The organism is Hydrogenophaga sp., assembly GCF_036675665.1.
GTDB lineage: Bacteria > Pseudomonadota > Gammaproteobacteria > Burkholderiales > Burkholderiaceae_C > Hydrogenophaga.
The window spans coordinates 443,362-458,703 of record NZ_JAKFEO010000007.1; the positions used below are offsets into that span (position 1 = coordinate 443,362).

The 15,342-nt window shown below is 68.5% G+C and carries 12 protein-coding genes and 1 riboswitch; of the genes, 5 read left to right on the forward strand and 7 right to left on the reverse strand.

Annotated features, from left to right (window positions below):
* Positions 1-45: 45 nt before the first annotated feature.
* Positions 46-2,067 carry a spermidine synthase gene (locus V6M63_RS04825; RefSeq protein ID WP_332739976.1) on the forward strand — a complete coding sequence of 674 codons (2,022 nt, stop codon included), beginning with the start codon at positions 46-48 and terminating at the stop codon, positions 2,065-2,067.
* A gap of 7 nt (positions 2,068-2,074) precedes the next feature.
* Here the strand turns inward: V6M63_RS04825 and V6M63_RS04830 are convergent, their stop codons facing one another.
* From V6M63_RS04830 to V6M63_RS04845, 4 genes are read right to left on the reverse strand one after another with little or no spacing between them, the layout of a single operon-like run.
* A complete protein-coding gene (locus V6M63_RS04830) occupies positions 2,075-3,193 on the reverse strand; it encodes a DUF1513 domain-containing protein (RefSeq protein ID WP_332739977.1) in 1,119 nt (372 codons plus the stop codon).
* Positions 3,186-4,265: an imelysin family protein gene (locus V6M63_RS04835; RefSeq protein ID WP_332739978.1), complete on the reverse strand. Its 1,080-nt coding sequence runs from the start codon at positions 4,263-4,265 to the stop codon at positions 3,186-3,188. Before V6M63_RS04835 ends, V6M63_RS04830 begins: the two co-directional genes overlap by 8 nt.
* A complete protein-coding gene (locus tag V6M63_RS04840; RefSeq protein ID WP_332739979.1) occupies positions 4,262-5,698 on the reverse strand; it encodes a di-heme oxidoreductase family protein in 1,437 nt (478 codons plus the stop codon). Before V6M63_RS04840 ends, V6M63_RS04835 begins: the two co-directional genes overlap by 4 nt.
* Positions 5,695-6,849: an imelysin family protein gene (locus tag V6M63_RS04845; protein ID WP_332739980.1), complete on the reverse strand. Its 1,155-nt coding sequence runs from the start codon at positions 6,847-6,849 to the stop codon at positions 5,695-5,697. The genes V6M63_RS04840 and V6M63_RS04845 overlap by 4 nt, the downstream gene beginning before the upstream one ends.
* 151 nt (positions 6,850-7,000) lie before the next feature.
* A riboswitch (TPP riboswitch) is annotated at positions 7,001-7,115 on the forward strand.
* Positions 7,116-7,236: 121 nt separating this feature from the next.
* Here V6M63_RS04845 and thiC point away from each other — a divergent pair.
* Complete coding sequence (gene thiC, locus V6M63_RS04850; RefSeq protein ID WP_332739982.1) at positions 7,237-9,144, forward strand: phosphomethylpyrimidine synthase ThiC; 1,908 nt, start codon at positions 7,237-7,239, stop codon at positions 9,142-9,144.
* Between the two features lie 10 nt (positions 9,145-9,154).
* On the opposite strand, the gene V6M63_RS04855 is transcribed toward thiC, so the two are convergent.
* Complete coding sequence (locus V6M63_RS04855) at positions 9,155-9,625, reverse strand: helix-turn-helix transcriptional regulator (RefSeq protein WP_332739984.1); 471 nt, start codon at positions 9,623-9,625, stop codon at positions 9,155-9,157.
* 74 nt (positions 9,626-9,699) lie between these two features.
* On the opposite strand from V6M63_RS04855, the gene V6M63_RS04860 reads away from it, so the two are divergent.
* Positions 9,700-10,098 (forward strand): hypothetical protein, encoded by a 399-nt coding sequence (locus V6M63_RS04860; RefSeq protein WP_332739986.1) that lies wholly within the window; start codon positions 9,700-9,702, stop codon positions 10,096-10,098.
* A gap of 30 nt (positions 10,099-10,128) precedes the next feature.
* Here V6M63_RS04860 and V6M63_RS04865 read toward each other — a convergent pair whose 3' ends face one another.
* Positions 10,129-11,151 (reverse strand): response regulator transcription factor, encoded by a 1,023-nt coding sequence (locus tag V6M63_RS04865; RefSeq protein ID WP_332739988.1) that lies wholly within the window; start codon positions 11,149-11,151, stop codon positions 10,129-10,131.
* A gap of 4 nt (positions 11,152-11,155) precedes the next feature.
* Complete coding sequence (locus V6M63_RS04870) at positions 11,156-14,725, reverse strand: hybrid sensor histidine kinase/response regulator (RefSeq protein ID WP_442909542.1); 3,570 nt, start codon at positions 14,723-14,725, stop codon at positions 11,156-11,158.
* Between the two features lie 114 nt (positions 14,726-14,839).
* On the opposite strand from V6M63_RS04870, the gene V6M63_RS04875 reads away from it, so the two are divergent.
* Complete coding sequence (locus V6M63_RS04875) at positions 14,840-15,142, forward strand: urease subunit gamma (protein ID WP_291087853.1); 303 nt, start codon at positions 14,840-14,842, stop codon at positions 15,140-15,142.
* Positions 15,143-15,162: 20 nt separating this feature from the next.
* Positions 15,163-15,333, forward strand: a complete 171-nt coding sequence (locus V6M63_RS04880) for a hypothetical protein (protein WP_332739995.1) — start codon at positions 15,163-15,165, stop codon at positions 15,331-15,333.
* The last annotated feature ends 9 nt before the right edge of the window (positions 15,334-15,342 follow it).

The window sequence follows — 15,342 nt, forward strand, 5'->3', positions numbered from 1 at the left end:
GCGTGCGGCCATACTCCAGCACCCTCAGGTTCGCAACGCTCGCTCATGCCCCTCTTCGCCACCACGGTCTTCCTCTCCGCCTTCCTGCTGTTCCAGATCCAGCCCGTCGTGGCCAAGATGATCCTGCCGTGGTTCGGTGGCTCGTCCTCGGTGTGGACGCTGTGCATGGTGTTCTTCCAGGTGGAGCTGCTGCTGGGCTATGCCTACGTGCATGTGATGCACGAAAAGATCAGCGCCCGGCGCCAGCCCTGGGTGCACGGCGCGCTGCTGCTGCTCAGCCTGGCCACCCTGCCGGTGGTGGCCGACCCCTCGTGGAAGCTCGACGCCCAGGCCTACCCGACCTGGAGCGTGCTCGGCGTGCTGGCCACCACCGTGGGGGTGCCCTACCTGCTGCTCTCCACCACCGGCCCGCTCATGCAGGCCTGGTACGCGCGCACCTTCGTGGCCCAGGGCGTGCAGCCCTACCGGCTGTACGCGCTGTCCAACCTGGCGTCCATGCTGGCGCTGCTGTCCTACCCGGTGCTGGTCGAGCCGCTGCTGGCGGTGAAGCCGCAGGCCTGGGTCTGGTCGGCCGGATACGCGCTGTTCGTGCTGGTGTGCGTGGCCACCGCGGCCTACACCGTGCGCCGCCACATCGGTTCATCGGCCGCCCACACCTCGCCACTGGACGACGCGCCCCGCCCCGGCTGGCGCGAATGCCTGATGTGGGTGGGCCTGGCGGCCACCGCGTCCATGCTGCTGCTGGCCATCACGCGCCACCTCACGCAGGACGTGGCGCCGGTGCCCTTTCTCTGGGTGCTGCCGCTGGCGCTGTACCTGCTGAGCTTCATCCTGTGCTTCGACGCGCCGCGCTACTACGTGCGCCCGTTCTTCCTGATGGTGGCCTTGCCGCTGGCCTTCGTGGCGCTCGACTTCGCGATGAACGAGGGCCTGGACGTGCCGGTGCTGGTGGGCCTGCTGTGCGCGGCGGTGTTCGTGTTCTGCATGGTCTGCCACGGCGAGCTGGTGCGCCGGCGCCCGCCGCTGCGCCACCTCACGCTGTTCTACCTGATGCTCTCGGTGGGCGGTGCGCTGGGCGGCCTGTTCGTGGGGCTGGTGGCGCCGGTGGTGTTCAACGCGTACTTCGAACTGCCGCTGGGCCTGTTTCTCTGCGCGCTGCTGATGGTGCTGGTGCTCTGGCCCGAGCTGCGCGGCAGATGGTGGCGCGGCGCCCTGCTGCTGGCGCTGCTGCTCTACGGCGTGCGCCTGTCCAGCATTTCGCTGGACTACGTGCAGGGCTACACCGAGGTGGTGCGCAACTTCTACAGCCAGACCCGCATTGAAGAGAGCGTGGACGAGGACGGCCTGGGCCCCGTGCGCAGCATGGTGCACGGCAGCATCACCCACGGCGAGCAGTACCTGAACCACCCCAGGCGCGCCACCGCCTATTACTGCGAGCGCACCGGCATCGGCCGCGCGCTGCAGAGCCTGCCCACCGACCGTGCGCGCAAGCTCGGCGTGGTGGGACTGGGCGCGGGCACGCTCGCGGTGTACGGGCGCGCGGGTGACGAGATGCGCATGTACGAGATCAACGACCAGGTGCTCGACCTGGCGCGCAAGCACTTCAGCTACCTGGCCGACAGCGCGGCGAGCATCGTGCCGGTGCTGGGCGACGGCCGCCTGATGCTGGAGCGCGAATCACCGCAGGCCTTTGATTTGCTGGCTATGGACGCGTTCTCGGGCGACTCGATTCCCACCCACCTGCTCACGCTGGAGGCGTTCGACGCCTACATGCGCCACATGCGCCCTGATGGCCTGCTGGCGGTGCACATCACCAACACCTACCTCGACCTGCGACCGGTCATGGCCTCGGCCGCGCAGCACGTGGGCAAGGTCGCGCTGCTGCTTGAATTGCCGGGCGGCCACGGCGACCCGTTCTGCCGCCGATCCACCTGGGTGGTGTTCGTGAATGCAAGCCAGGCCGCCGCGCTGCCGCCTCAGCTGCAGGGTGCTCAGGTGCTGGAGCCGCGGCCCGGGTTCCGGCCCTGGACGGACACGTTCTCGAACCTGTTCGACATCCTGATCTGAGCGTGGCCTAAGCGAACGCCAGCCAGTGGTTGTCCAGGCGACAACCCTCAGGCAGACCGGTCGACGTCCTTGCACCGCCGGCTCCCGCGCCGCCCAGGGCGTTGAAGCGCCCGGCGGCCCACCATGTGCCCGCCACCTCGCCCAGCGCGCAGGCCTCTTCCAGCGCGATGCTGTTCTGCCACTGGCCACCGGCGCCAAACAACGCCACCTGGTGGGCACGCGTGCAGCTCACCAGAAATCCGCCCTCGGCGCGCGCACAGATGTCCCCGCCGTACCCGGCGAGCGCCGGTTGCCCGTGGGCGGTCACCAACTCACGGCCGCTCCAGACCGCGAGCACGGGCGCCGCGCGGCGCGCGTCCGGGTCGTCGTGTTCGGCCTGCAAGGCGATGCCCACACACGCCGAAACCGGGTCCCACGCGAGGTGGCGGATGCTCAGGCGCGGATCCCTCAGGCGCCACTGGCCCAGCACCCGTCCGCTGCCGCCGTCCAGCGCCACCAGCGACGCGTCCATGCGATCGAGGTCGCGCTTGGCGCGCCCGGTTTCGGGCAGCGAAGGAATGCCGCCATTGGCCACCAGCAGGCTGCCAGCCGGCACATCGCCCACCCGCTGCGGCAAGACCAGCATCTCGTGCGGGTCCATGCCCCGGGTGGCGAACTCCGTGGTCTTGGCCAGCGTGCGGGCCTGTCGCAAGGCCACGCGGCCCTGGCCGCTCTCGCGGTCGGTCTCGGTGGTCCAGAGCGTCTGGCCATCGGGGCTGGCCATCACATGGCCGTTGAAGCGGCGATCGTCTTCGACCCACTGCCATTGCGTGGCGCCGCTCCGGGGGTGCCAGCGCACCAGCCAGTCACCCGGTCGGCGCGCCATGGCCAGCACGCTCCCACCCGCGTCCACCAGCAAGCCGTGCGCACGGGTGGGCACGATCAGTTCGCGATGCACCCGGGCCTGTCCATCGGCAAGATCGATCAGCCCGATGCGGTGGTCGTTGTCGGATTGCCAGGCCGCAAGCAGGCGCGCGCCGGCAGCGGGCGCACCCGGTGGTGTTGCAACGGCGAACCCGGGCAGCAGCCCGCCCAAGGCGAGCGCACCCAGCCAGCGCCGCCGCAAGGGGTCGAGGGCCTCAGTCACCGTCCGCGCTCGAAAAACCCAGCGGGATGTCCAGCGAACTGGCCACCTCGTTCTGGAACAGCAGGCTGAGCGACTTGAGCGCTGTCGATGCGCTCAGCACGGTGGCCGCACGCGCCGGGTCGACGGCCGCCATGGCCTGGTCGGCCTGCGCCAGCGCGGTGCTCCATTTCGCGGACAGCTCGAGCTTGCCCTGCCCCATCAGAATGGCCTCGATCGGCGCCAGCGCCTGACCGGGTCGGGGCGGTGCACGGCGTTGATCCGGGGTCACGCCCGCATGCTCGCGCAGCGTCTTCCACTGGGTTTGCCAGCTGGCGGCGTCACCGCGGCTGGCGAGCCGCGCATAGGCCGGGCGCTCGCCGGCCGGCGCTGCCTTCAGCGGCTTTTCCATCTGCGCCCAGCGCAGGGATTCCAGTCCACCCAGCCATTGGTTGATCCATTCCGCCATGCCTTTGCGCGAGGCCTCGGCGTCGTCATCCCAGTCCTTCGCAGCGATGCGGGCTTCGGCCTGCACCAGGGCCAGCGCTTCGCGCTCCACGTCCCTGGCCACCTCTTGCGCAAAGGCGCAGGCGGGTGTGTCGGGTGCTGCCGGCCGCGTCCACAACAGCCATTCGAGTGCGGGCAGGCCTTTGGCGGGTGTGCCCACCAGTTCCATCGCCTTCTCGCCCTGCGGCGCGCGGGCCATGGCGCGTTCGATCAGCGCCGGGCGCACGGGCCAGAAGTCGATCTGGCGCTGCGAGCGCCGCTCCAGCACCGCTCCGGTGGCCACACTGGAGAGCCTTTCCCAGGCCTGCAAGCTGCCGTGCCATTGCTGGCGCACCGCCTGCAGCGCGCCGTCGCCGCCCGCAGGGCCGGCGCAGTAGGCGGTGGTCTGCCTGGTCAAGGCCTGCGCCGCGTCGGCAAAGGCCTGAGCGCGCGGCAACAGCGTGTGCTGGTGCAGCCCCTGCATGGCCTGAGCCGCGTTGTAGATGGGGAAGGCCACCACCGGCTCGGCGGGCCCCACGTTCTGGGCCAGGGCATGACCCCAGGCCAGGCACATGCCCACGCCCGTCATGAAACGGTACAGCTTGATCACAGCGACTCCACGAACCTGACCAGCGCATCGCGCTCGGGTTTTTTCATCTGCAGCACCTGCTGCTTGCTGGCCTCGGCCTCACCGCCATGCCACAGGATGGCCTCCAGCACACCGTTGGCACGCCCGTCGTGCATCAACCGGGTGTGTCCATTGACGTCCCGGATCAGGCCGATGCCCCACAGCGGCGGCGTCTTCCACTGCCGGCCATTGGCCAGAAAATCCGGCCGGCCATCGGCGAGCGCATCGCCCATGTCGTGCAAGAGCAGGTCGGTGTAGGGCCAGATGGTCTGACCCTGCAAAGCCCTGCTGGTCAGGCGCGGGAACGGCCCCTCGGCCGTCTTGTAGGACGGCCGGTGGCAGACGGCGCACCGGGCCTGCGCGAACAGCCGCTGGCCTTGCAACACCTGGGGCTCGCGCACGTCGCGTCGCGCCGGTGGGGCCACCGTGGCCTGGTAAAAAACCACCTGCTCCAGCGTCTCGTCTTCAATCTCGGGCTGGGCGTCGTTGGATCCGTTGGGCGCGGCCAGACAGTCCTTCTGGGCAGGGGTGCAGGTTTCGGCCGGAAAGTGGCGCGAGGTGATGCCGATGTCCCCATGGAAGGCGCCCGCGGTCTGGTGCGCCAGCGTGGCCACGTTGGCCTTCCAGCCAAAGCGCCCGAGCATCTCGCGCCCGGCGAAAGCGTCCCAGACCCGGTTGGGCTGGCCTTTGATCGGACCGGGCTGCGCGGCCTGGTTCGCCGCATTGGCCACGATGTCCTGCTCGGCAATCGACTCCAGCAGCCCCACGCCGATGATCTGCGGCGCAATGCGCGGACTCATCAAGGTCTTGGGGTCCAGCGGCCCATAGCCCAGGCTGCGCAACTCGTAATGCGGCTGTTGCAGCGTGTAGCGCGAACCGTCTGCAAAGCGACCACCGAGCGGCTTCCAGCGCATCACCACCTCGCCCTCGGGCTTCACGTTCTGGTTCGCGGCGGTGTTGAACTGGTCGCCGTACACGGCTTCGTGCCGGGGGCCGCCGTGCGCGTCGGTGCCGGGCACCGAGAGGCGGATCAGCAGCGCCAGCGGCTGTTCATCGGACAAGCCCTTGCGCCACGGCGGCGGCTCGCCGCGCCCGTCGAACAGGTGGCAGCCAGCGCACGAGCGCGCCAGGAAATGCGGCCCCAGGCCGTCGCGCGCGGTGGTGGAAGCAGGCGCCTCGACCCAGTTGCGTTTGAAAAACGAGTTGCCGATGACGAAGCGCGTGCGCTCCTCGTCGGTCAGGTTGGCCGCCGGGAACGAGAACGCGTTCTTGCCATTGGCATGGACCGTGGTCTGGCCACCGGTCATTTCGCCCAGCGGATCACCGGCGCCCGGCGCGGCCTGCAAGCCGGCGTGAACCGCGGCACCGAGCCCGGCGACCGCGATCACGGCCACCAGCCAGGCCGCACGCGTCACGGCTGCACCAGCGTGAGCTTGGTGATGCCCACGGCGGTGGCGGCGGCCACGATGTCGTTGGACTGCGCGGTCAGGCTGGCGATGGTTTTTTCGATGCTGACCCGACCCGGTGCGTCCTTGGGGCCAGCGATGGCGCGGTCAAAGGGCGCTGGAATTGCCTCGGCCGCCTTCACCGAGTCACGGATCTGCTGTGTGGTCTTGTCGGCCAGCGCGGCGTTTTTCGCCGCCACCAGATCGCGCAGGCTGGGGCCTTGCACCAGGCTGCCGTCCACCCGGGTGAAGCGGCCCAGCCACACGTTTTCAATGCCCCGGGCGTTGGTCACCGCATCGCGGTGCGTGTTGTCCGAGAAGCAGCTGTGTTCGTCTTCCTGGTCCTGGCTGGCCAAGGCCACCTCAAGCCGCTCGCCAGCGAGTTCACCGCGCGAGAGCGAGCCCAGCGAGACGAACATCTTGCGCAGCGACTCGTTGCCGCCCTTCTCGAATTTGGCGCGGTAGTTCGCCTTCTGGCCGGGCGCCCAGGCCTTGACGAGGCTGGAGAGGTCGTCCACCAGCAGTTCCGTGACCACCGTGAGGTACTGGCGACGGCGGTCGGCGTTGGGCGCCTTGCCGTCCACGAAGTCTTCGAAGCTGCGGTTGCCCGGGCCGGTGTCGGAGGTGTCTTGCCCCCAGAGCATGAACTCGATGGCGTGCCAGCCGGTGGCAATGTTCTCTTCGCCGCCCCGCTCGTTCAAGCCCGAGAGCGCCTTCTTGGTGATGGCCTGCTTGCGGTTGTTCACCAACCCGGCGGTCTTCTTGCCGTCCACGGCGTCCACGTACGACTCATCCATCGGCCAGGCATTGATGCGGCCTTCCGGGCCGCTGTCGTTGTCGATCGGGCCGCCGTAGAAGCGGAAAGCCTCGGTCTGGCCATAGAACTCGCGCGCCATCAGCCACGCCTTGCGCGCGGCGGCCTGTGTATCGGCCGAAGGGGCGGCGGTGAACGCCTTGATGGCTCCCTGCATCGTGCGCGCCGTGGTCAACGCGTCTTCGTAGTTGGCGTGCACGAGCGTGGCGTAGTGCGCGGCAACGCTGGGTGGGGTGGCCGCCGTCTGGGCCTGAGCCGACAAAACGATGCTGAGAACGGCGGCAGCCAAGGTGGTTTTGATGTGCATGGGAAGGGCTCGCTTGGGGGGTCAGGAAAAGGTTGACGGCGATATTAACGCAAATGCGAATGATTTGTAATGACCAACCGTGGCCAATGTGAAGATCCGTTGGCGGCCCAACGTGGTCAACGACCAGCCACCCCGCACACCGCATACACTGCGCTCTGCTCCGGGGTGCACCGACCTTCAAAGGTCGGGCGCTGAGACGGCTTGCCAGCCGAACCCGAGAACTTGATCCGGTTAGTACCGGCGAAAGAAGAGCGCATGCCCCACGCGGCATGTGGGTGTGACCCTCCCTCCGTTGTCACGGCGGAGGCGGTTCACCCGCCGTCGCGGTCCATGGGGCGGTCCTCCGGAGCATTCACTGCCCATCCACCGGAACCGGAGACCGCCACCATGAATGCCCCCGATCAACTCCCCGTCTCGACGCTGGCCCTCAGCCGAGAGCCCTTCCCCGCTTCCCGCAAGTTGCATGTGCCCGGCCAGCAGCCCGGCGTGCGCGTGCCCATGCGCGAAATCGCGCTCACCAATGGTGAGCGTGTCGTGGTGTACGACACCTCGGGCCCGTACTCGGAGCCCTCGACCACGATCGACGTGACGCGCGGCCTGCCAGATGTGCGCGGCGCGTGGATCGAATCGCGTGGCGACACCGAGACCTACGCCGGCCGCGCCCGCCAGGTGCTGGACGATGGCGTGAAGAACGAGGCCCGCCAGAACGACACCACCATCGAACGCATCGAGGCACTGCGTGCCCAGGCCGCCGGCCTGCAGCGCACGCCGCGACGCGCCAGGAGCGGCATGAACGTGACGCAGATGCACTACGCGCGCCGCGGCATCGTCACGCCCGAAATGGAATACGTGGCCGTGCGCGAAAACGGCAAACGCGAGTGGATGGCCGAGTACCTGGGCGACGCTGCCCGCGAGTCGCGCCTGCGCGGCAACCCCATGGGCGCGCGCATTCCTGACGTGATCACGCCCGAGTTCGTGCGCGACGAGGTGGCGCGCGGCCGCGCCATCATCCCGGCCAACATCAACCACCCCGAGGTGGAGCCGATGGCGATCGGCCGCAATTTCCTGGTGAAGGTCAACGCCAACATCGGCAACTCGGCCGTCACGTCGAGCATTGAAGAGGAAGTGGACAAGCTGGTGTGGGCGATCCGCTGGGGCGCGGACAACGTGATGGACCTCTCCACCGGCCGCAACATCCACACCACGCGCGACTGGATCGTGCGCAACTCGCCGGTGCCCATCGGCACGGTGCCGATCTACCAGGCGCTGGAAAAGGTGGGCGGCGTGGCCGAAGACCTGACCTGGGCGATCTACCGCGACACGCTGATCGAGCAGGCCGAGCAAGGGGTGGACTACTTCACCATCCACGCCGGCGTGCGCTTGGCCTTCATCCACCTCACCGCCAACCGGCGCACGGGCATCGTCTCGCGCGGCGGCTCCATCATGGCCAAGTGGTGCATCACGCACCACCGCGAGAGTTTTCTCTACACGCACTTCGACGAGATCTGCGAGATCATGAAGGCCTACGACGTGAGCTTCTCGCTCGGCGACGGCCTGCGACCGGGCAGCGCGGCGGACGCGAACGACGAGGCGCAGTTCGCCGAACTCAAGACCCTGGGTGAACTCACGCAGACCGCGTGGAAGCACGACGTTCAAACGATGATCGAAGGGCCGGGCCACGTGCCCATGCACCTGATCCAGGCCAACATGGACGAGCAGTTGAAACACTGCCACGAGGCGCCCTTCTACACCCTGGGCCCGCTGACCATCGACATCGCGCCGGGCTACGACCACATCGCATCGGCCATCGGCGCGGCCATGATCGGCTGGATGGGCACGGCCATGCTCTGCTACGTGACGCCCAAGGAACACCTGGGCCTGCCCGACCGCGACGACGTGAAGCAGGGGCTGATCGCCTACAAGATCGCCGCGCACGCGGCCGACATCGCCAAGGGCCACCCGGGCGCCCGCGCACGCGACGACGCCATGAGCAAGGCGCGTTTCGAGTTCCGCTGGCACGACCAGTTCAACCTGGGCCTGGACCCGGACACCGCACGCGAATTCCACGACGAAACGCTGCCCAAGGACAGCAGCAAGGAGGCGCACTTCTGCAGCATGTGCGGGCCGAAGTTCTGCTCGATGAAGATCACGCAGGACGTGCGGGACTACGCGGAAAAACAGGGATTGAGCGAGACCGACGCCCTGGCTCGGGGCATGGCCGCGAAGTCGGCCGAGTTCAAGGCCGCGGGTGGTGAGTTCTATGTGCCGGTGGACACCTTGACCCGCAAGGCCTGAGGCCCTGCGGTCATGGCGCCTCGGGCGCCACCCGTGCCAGCGCTTCGCGCTTGCCCAGGGCCAGGAGCTGCAGGATCTTGGGCACACGGGAGGCGCGCGGCACGGCGCCGCCCGACTCCCACTTCCAGATCGAGAGCGAGGAGACGCCCAGCAGCCTGGCCATCTGTTCCTGCGTGAGGCCCAACCGGGCGCGCTGGGTTTTCAGGCGCTCCGCCGTGAACACCACCTTGCGCCCGGGCTTGCCCCGGGGGGCCGCTGCGCTCGCAGCGCTGGTGGTGATGGGCGCTGCCCGTGCAGGCTCGGCCCTCATCTTGCCCAGGCGGTTCAATTCGGACTGCATGGCCTTGACCTGCTTCTTCAAGGCCGCGATCTCGGAGCGTTGAGCCAAGGAAGCTTTGCGCACTGCGCCGATCTCATCGCGCAGCTCCTTGCGGGCCACGCGAGCGATCTCTTTCTTCAGGGAATCGGCAAAAGTAGTCATACCGCCCATGGTACGGCATCGAACACACCACAAACCGAGGCTCGTTGATCGCTCCCTCCAGTAGCATCCCTCGCATGCCCACCCCCACCGACCTCTCCCGCCTGACGCCCGAAGCGGTGACCGCCATCGCGCAGGCGCACACCGCACCCGCCCCCTGCCCCACCTGCCGGCCCTACGCCAGCTTAGGCTGGGAATCGTTCCCCGCCTCACAGGACGGCGCCGCGCTGCAACCACTCGGTGCGCTGTGGTTGCCGGGCGACGACGAACCCACGCTGGAAGAGCACCGCCCCACCGGCGTGGATGCGTGGTCGGTCGACGCACCGATTTCGCTGGCCCACCACCCCTACAACCGCTGCGAAGTCTGGGCCTGCAAGGCCTGCGGCTTCCCGTTTCTGCGCTACACCGAGTACGGCGGCTACTACATCGACAAACGCATCCGCGAGCTGCGGGCCGGGCTGATCGTGAAGGTGTGAAAGTGAGCAGGGCCAGCGGCCGCGCTGGGCTCAGCCGCCGTGCTGCGGCTGCAGCAACGGCACGCGGTTGATGGCCATGGCGGCGGCGGCCGTGCGCGTTTCCACGCCGAGCTTGGCGTAGATGCGCTCCAGGTGTTTCTTCACCGTGGCGGGGCTGGCGCCCAGGATGTCGCCGATGTCGCGGTTGATCTTGCCCTTGACCACCCAGTACAGGACCTCGGCCTCGCGCGCGGTGAGGCCGAACGCGCCGGCCACGCTGGAGAGCACGCTGGCATCCGACGTTTCCTGCATCACGATGAGCCAGTCGCCGCCAGCGTCCACGTCGCCATCTTCATCCCCCACGCGCTGGTGCAGCCGGAAGGTGAGCCGGCGCGGGCCGTTCTCCAGCGTGAGGCGCGGCGGCTCGCGCTGCTCGCCCGCCTCACCGAGGTGGCGCCGCAGCCACTGCAGCACCGCCGGTGGTGTGGTGGGTGACTCGGTGCCGCAGTAGTTGCGCAGCAGGTCGCGCGCCAGCGGCGTCTGCCACATCAGGCGGCCGTCGCTCTCGCGCACGGTGATGGTGGCGTAGCCGAAGGCGTCCAGTGCGTTGCGTGCCTGGCTGCGCTCCACCGCGCCCTGGCGCACATGGCGCGCGGTGCGCAGGTGCACGCCCATGCGCGCCATCACCTCGCGCGGCTTGATGGGTTTGGTCACGTAGTCGGCACCGCCGGCATCCAGCGCGGCCACCAGGTGCTCGGTCTCGGTCAGGCCGGTCATGAAGATGATGGGGATGTGCGCGGTGGCCGCCTGCGCCTTGAGCCGGCGCGCCACCTCGAAGCCGTCGATGCCGGGCATCACCGCATCGAGCAACACCACGTCGGGCAGGGCCTGGGTGGCGCGTCGGATGGCGCTCTCGCCGTCGAGCGCCACCAGCACGGTGTAGCCCGCATCGTCCAGCGCGTCGTGCAGCGGCGCCACGTTGTCGGGCACATCGTCGACGATCAGCACGATGAGTTTGTCGACCTGTTCCAGTGGTGCCAGGCCGAGTGCGGTGCCGCCGGTGCGGGTGGGCATGAACTCAGACATGGCGCTGCAGCAGTTGCTGTTCGATGGCGTCAAAGCGGAATTCGCGCGCGAGCGTGCGCAGCTGCTGCGCAAACGCCGCCTGCTCGGGGTGGTCCTGCACCCACTCGTCGAGCCACTGCACGATGCCTTTGTAGTAGCCCAGGCGCACGAGTTCGAGCAGGGGTTCAAATTCGCGGCCGCTGGTGACCTCATGACCCGGCCGCGCGTGCGGCGGTGCTTGTGGAACAGCGCCGCGCTCCGCCGGGGGCAGTTCGATCCACGCGAGCTGCAGCCGCTGGCCCAGCCAGCCGAGCAGGTCGTCGCGGCGCACCGGCTTCACGAAGAAGTCCTGCGCTCGGTGGCCCAGGTCGTTGTCGAGTCCTTTGTCGAATGCGTTGGCCGACACGATGGCCAGCGGCACCGCGCCCCACCCGCTGGCGCGCAGCCGGCGCATGGTCTCCCAGCCGTCGATGCCGGGCATGGCCAGGTCCATGAACACGGCATCGGGCGCGCCGGCTTCTCCGGGCTGCAAACCCTCCAGCAGGGCCAGCGCATCCAGGCCGCTGGTGGCCAGCATCACCTCGAAGCCCAGCGGCTCCAGCCAGCGCTGGATCAGCTCGCGGTCGGCCTCTTCGTTGTCCACCACCAGCACGCGCCGTCGCGCGCCCTCGAAGCCGATGTGGTTGGGCAGGGCCAGCGGACGCGGCAGCACCGCGCCGTGCACCTCGGGCAGGAACAGCCGCACGGTGAACACCGAGCCCTCGCCCGGCGCGCTGCGCACGGTCATCTCGCCGCCCATGAGGTCGGTGAGCATCTTGGCAATCGTCAGGCCCAGGCCGGTGCCGGTGGACGGACCGGGTGCGGCGGCTTCGTTCTGCCCGCGCGCAAACGGTTCGAACACGCGCTCCAGGTCTTGCGCGCGCATGCCGGGGCCGGTGTCGTGCACCTCGAACTGCGCCATTTCGCGCGCATGCGTCACGCGCAACCGAACCTGCCCGGTGTGGGTGAACTTCACCGCATTGCCCAGCAGGTTGATGAGGATCTGGCGCAGGCGCTTCTCGTCCGCGCGCACCGTGTCGGGCAGGCGGCTGCCGGTCTCGAACACGAAGTGCAGGCCCTTGGCGCTGGCCTGCAGTTCGAACATGCCCGCAACCTCGCGCATGGCGCCAGCGAAGGCCATGGGTCGCACGTCCAGCGCGAGCTTGCCGGACTCGATGCGCGCGATGTCCAGCGTGCCCTCGATCAGCGAGAGCAGGTGTTCGCCGCCGCGGTTGATCACGCGGATGGCCTGCGCGCGGTGCGGTGCCATGCCGGTGTCTTCCTGCAGCAGCTGGGCATAGCCCAGGATGCTGTTGAGCGGTGTGCGCAGCTCATGGCTGATGGTGCTGATGTAGCGTGTCTTGGCCTGGTTGGCCTGCTCGGCGGCCAGGCGCGCCTGCTGCAGGGCCTCGTCGGTGAGGCGGTGCGATTCGATCTCCTGCATGAGCAGGCGGGTCTGCCGGTTCGACTCTTCCTGCGCCACCTCGCGGCTCTTGTGCGCCAGCACCAGCCACCAGGCCACCGTGGCCGTGATGAGCAGCAGCACGGCGTAGACCCGCACAAAGCCCGAGCGCAGCGCCGCGTCGAGCAGGCCGGCGTTGACCGAGAGGCCGGTGCGCTGCGCCAGCCCCTGCACCTCCTGCCGGTAGAGCAAGCCGAGCACGGCGGCCAGCACCGGTGCCATCACCAGCATGAGCAGCATGTAGTGCGCGAGACCCGCCTCCAGATACGGCCAGATCGAGCGCGGCAGCACGCGCCGCAGCGCGCCCATCCACTGCTCGGAGAGCTTGGCGTGGGGTTTGCAGAGGTCGCCGCAGCGCGCGTCGAGCGTGCAGCAGAGCGAGCAGATGTGGCCTTGGTAAGCGGGGCAATGCGCCATGTCGGGCGCTTCGTATTCACGTTCACAGATGACGCACTTGTGAACACCCCCCGCGCCGCCTGCGGCGTCACCCCCCTGAAGGGGGGCAACACCAGCGGCCTGGCGAAGCCAGTTCCGCGGTGTTTCTGGGACGGGACCTCCTTGCACGCCACCACTCCTGGCAATGTAGTAGCGGCCCTTCGTGGCCCAGGCAATCAGCGGCGCTGTGACCAGCGCAGTGACCATGGCGATCACCGCCGAGAACGCCTGCGCGCCCGGTCCCATGAGCCCCATGTGCGCCACGATGGACAAGACCGAGGCCAGGCCCATCGCACCCACGCCCACGGGGTTGATGTCGTACAGGTAGGCGCGCTTGAACTCGATGCCCTTGGGGCTCCAGCCCAGCGGCTTGTTGATCACCAGATCGGCCACCACCGCCATGATCCAGGCGATGGCGATGTTGGAGTACACGCCGAGCACCTGGCCCAGCGCCTGGAACACGTTCATCTCCATCAGCATGAAGGCGATGAAGGTGTTGAACACCACCCACACCACGCGGCCCGGGTGGCTGTGGGTGATGCGCGAGAAGAAGTTGCTCCAGGCCAGCGACCCGGCGTAGGCGTTGGTCACGTTGATCTTGAGCTGCGAGACCACCACGAACAGCGCCGTGGCGGCCACCGCCCAGCCGTAGTCGGAGAACACGTACTCGTAGGCCGCGAGGTACATCTGGTTGGGGTCCACCGCACGGTCGGGCGACACCATGTGGCTGATGGCCAGGTACGCCAGCAAGGCACCACCGAGCATCTTCACCACGCCCAGCAAGACCCAGCCCGGCCCGCCGGCCAGCACCCCGGCCCACCAGCGCAAACCCTTGCCCGGCTCCTTGGCGGGCATGAAGCGCAGGTAGTCGGCCTGCTCGCCCATCTGGGTGATGAGCGCGATGCCCACGGTGAGCGCCGCACCAAACAGGTGCCAGTCAAACTGCCCGCCCGCACCGGATTCGCCCCCATACCGCACCACGTTGGTGAACGTTTCGGGCGCCATGACCGCCACCGCCCCAAAAGGGACCACCATCATCACCAGCCACAGCGGCTGGGTCCAGACCTGGAAGCGGCTGATCACCGACACGCCGTGCGTGACCAGCGGGATGACCACCACCGCACAGATCAGGTAGCCCCAGGCGGGCGGGATGTCGAGCGCGAGCTCCAGCGCGTAGGCCATCACCGCGGCTTCGAGCGCGAAAAAGATGAAGGTGAAGGTGGCGTAGATCAGCGAGGTGATGGTGGAGCCGATGTAGCCAAAGCCCGCGCCCCGCGTGAGCAGGTCCATGTCGACCCCGTAGCGCGCGGCGTACACGCTGATGGGCAGGCCCGCGAGAAAGATGATCAAACCGGTGCACAGGATGGCCAGCGCGGCGTTCACGAAGCCGTACTGCACCAGCAGCGTGGCGCCCACGGCCTCCAGAATGAGGAAGGACGCCGCGCCGAACGCGGTGTTGGCCACGCGCCATTCGCTCCACTTGCGAAAGCGCTGCGGGGTGTAGCGCAGCGCGTAGTCCTCCATGGTCTCGCTGCCGACCCAGCTGTTGTAGTCGCGGCGCACGCGGGTGATGCGCTGGGGCGCGTCCTGCCCGGGCTCCGGCCCTGCGGTGGGTGCGGGAGCGCTGCGGATGGGAACAATGGGTATGGTCGTCACGCCGCATTTGTGCAGCTTTCGTGCCACATGGGAGCGCCGGGCCCTTCGGGGCACGGGAATTGCTGACCAGACCACCCAAGCACCACCGAAAACGCACGCACCACCATGGAACTCACGCCCAGAGAAAAAGACAAGCTGCTGATCTTCACCGCCGCCTTGCTGGCCGAACGGCGCCAGGCGCGTGGACTCAAGCTGAACTACCCCGAAGCCGTGGCGCTGATCAGCGCGGCCGTGATGGAGGGCGCGCGCGACGGCAAGACCGTGGCCCAACTCATGAGCGAAGGCCGCAACGTGCTCACCCGCGCCGACGTGATGGAGGGCATCGCCGAGATGATCCCGGACATCCAGGTCGAGGCCACGTTTCCCGACGGCACCAAGCTCGTCACCGTGCACCAACCCATTCCCTGACCCCTTCACCGAAAGCTCCCATGCGCCTTGCCACCGCCCTCCTCACCGCCGCCGCCTTCTGCGCGCCCGCCCTCGCCCACGACGGCCACGGCCTGTTCGGCTCCCACTGGCATTCCACCGACACGCTGGGTTTTGTCGGCGTGGTGGTGGCCATTGCCGTGGCGCTGTGGTGGTCCAGCGGCAAGCGCTGAAAGGCAGGC

Coding starts and splice junctions, on each gene's coding strand:
- V6M63_RS04875 (WP_291087853.1), top strand. CDS start 14,840: ATGGAACTCACGCCCAGAGAAAAAGACAAGCTGCTGATCTTCACCGCC.
- V6M63_RS04825 (WP_332739976.1), top strand. CDS start 46: ATGCCCCTCTTCGCCACCACGGTCTTCCTCTCCGCCTTCCTGCTGTTC.
- V6M63_RS04855 (WP_332739984.1), bottom strand. CDS start 9,625: ATGACTACTTTTGCCGATTCCCTGAAGAAAGAGATCGCTCGCGTGGCC.
- V6M63_RS04865 (WP_332739988.1), bottom strand. CDS start 11,151: ATGCCCACCCGCACCGGCGGCACCGCACTCGGCCTGGCACCACTGGAA.
- thiC (WP_332739982.1), top strand. CDS start 7,237: ATGAATGCCCCCGATCAACTCCCCGTCTCGACGCTGGCCCTCAGCCGA.
- V6M63_RS04860 (WP_332739986.1), top strand. CDS start 9,700: ATGCCCACCCCCACCGACCTCTCCCGCCTGACGCCCGAAGCGGTGACC.
- V6M63_RS04845 (WP_332739980.1), bottom strand. CDS start 6,849: ATGCACATCAAAACCACCTTGGCTGCCGCCGTTCTCAGCATCGTTTTG.
- V6M63_RS04880 (WP_332739995.1), top strand. CDS start 15,163: ATGCGCCTTGCCACCGCCCTCCTCACCGCCGCCGCCTTCTGCGCGCCC.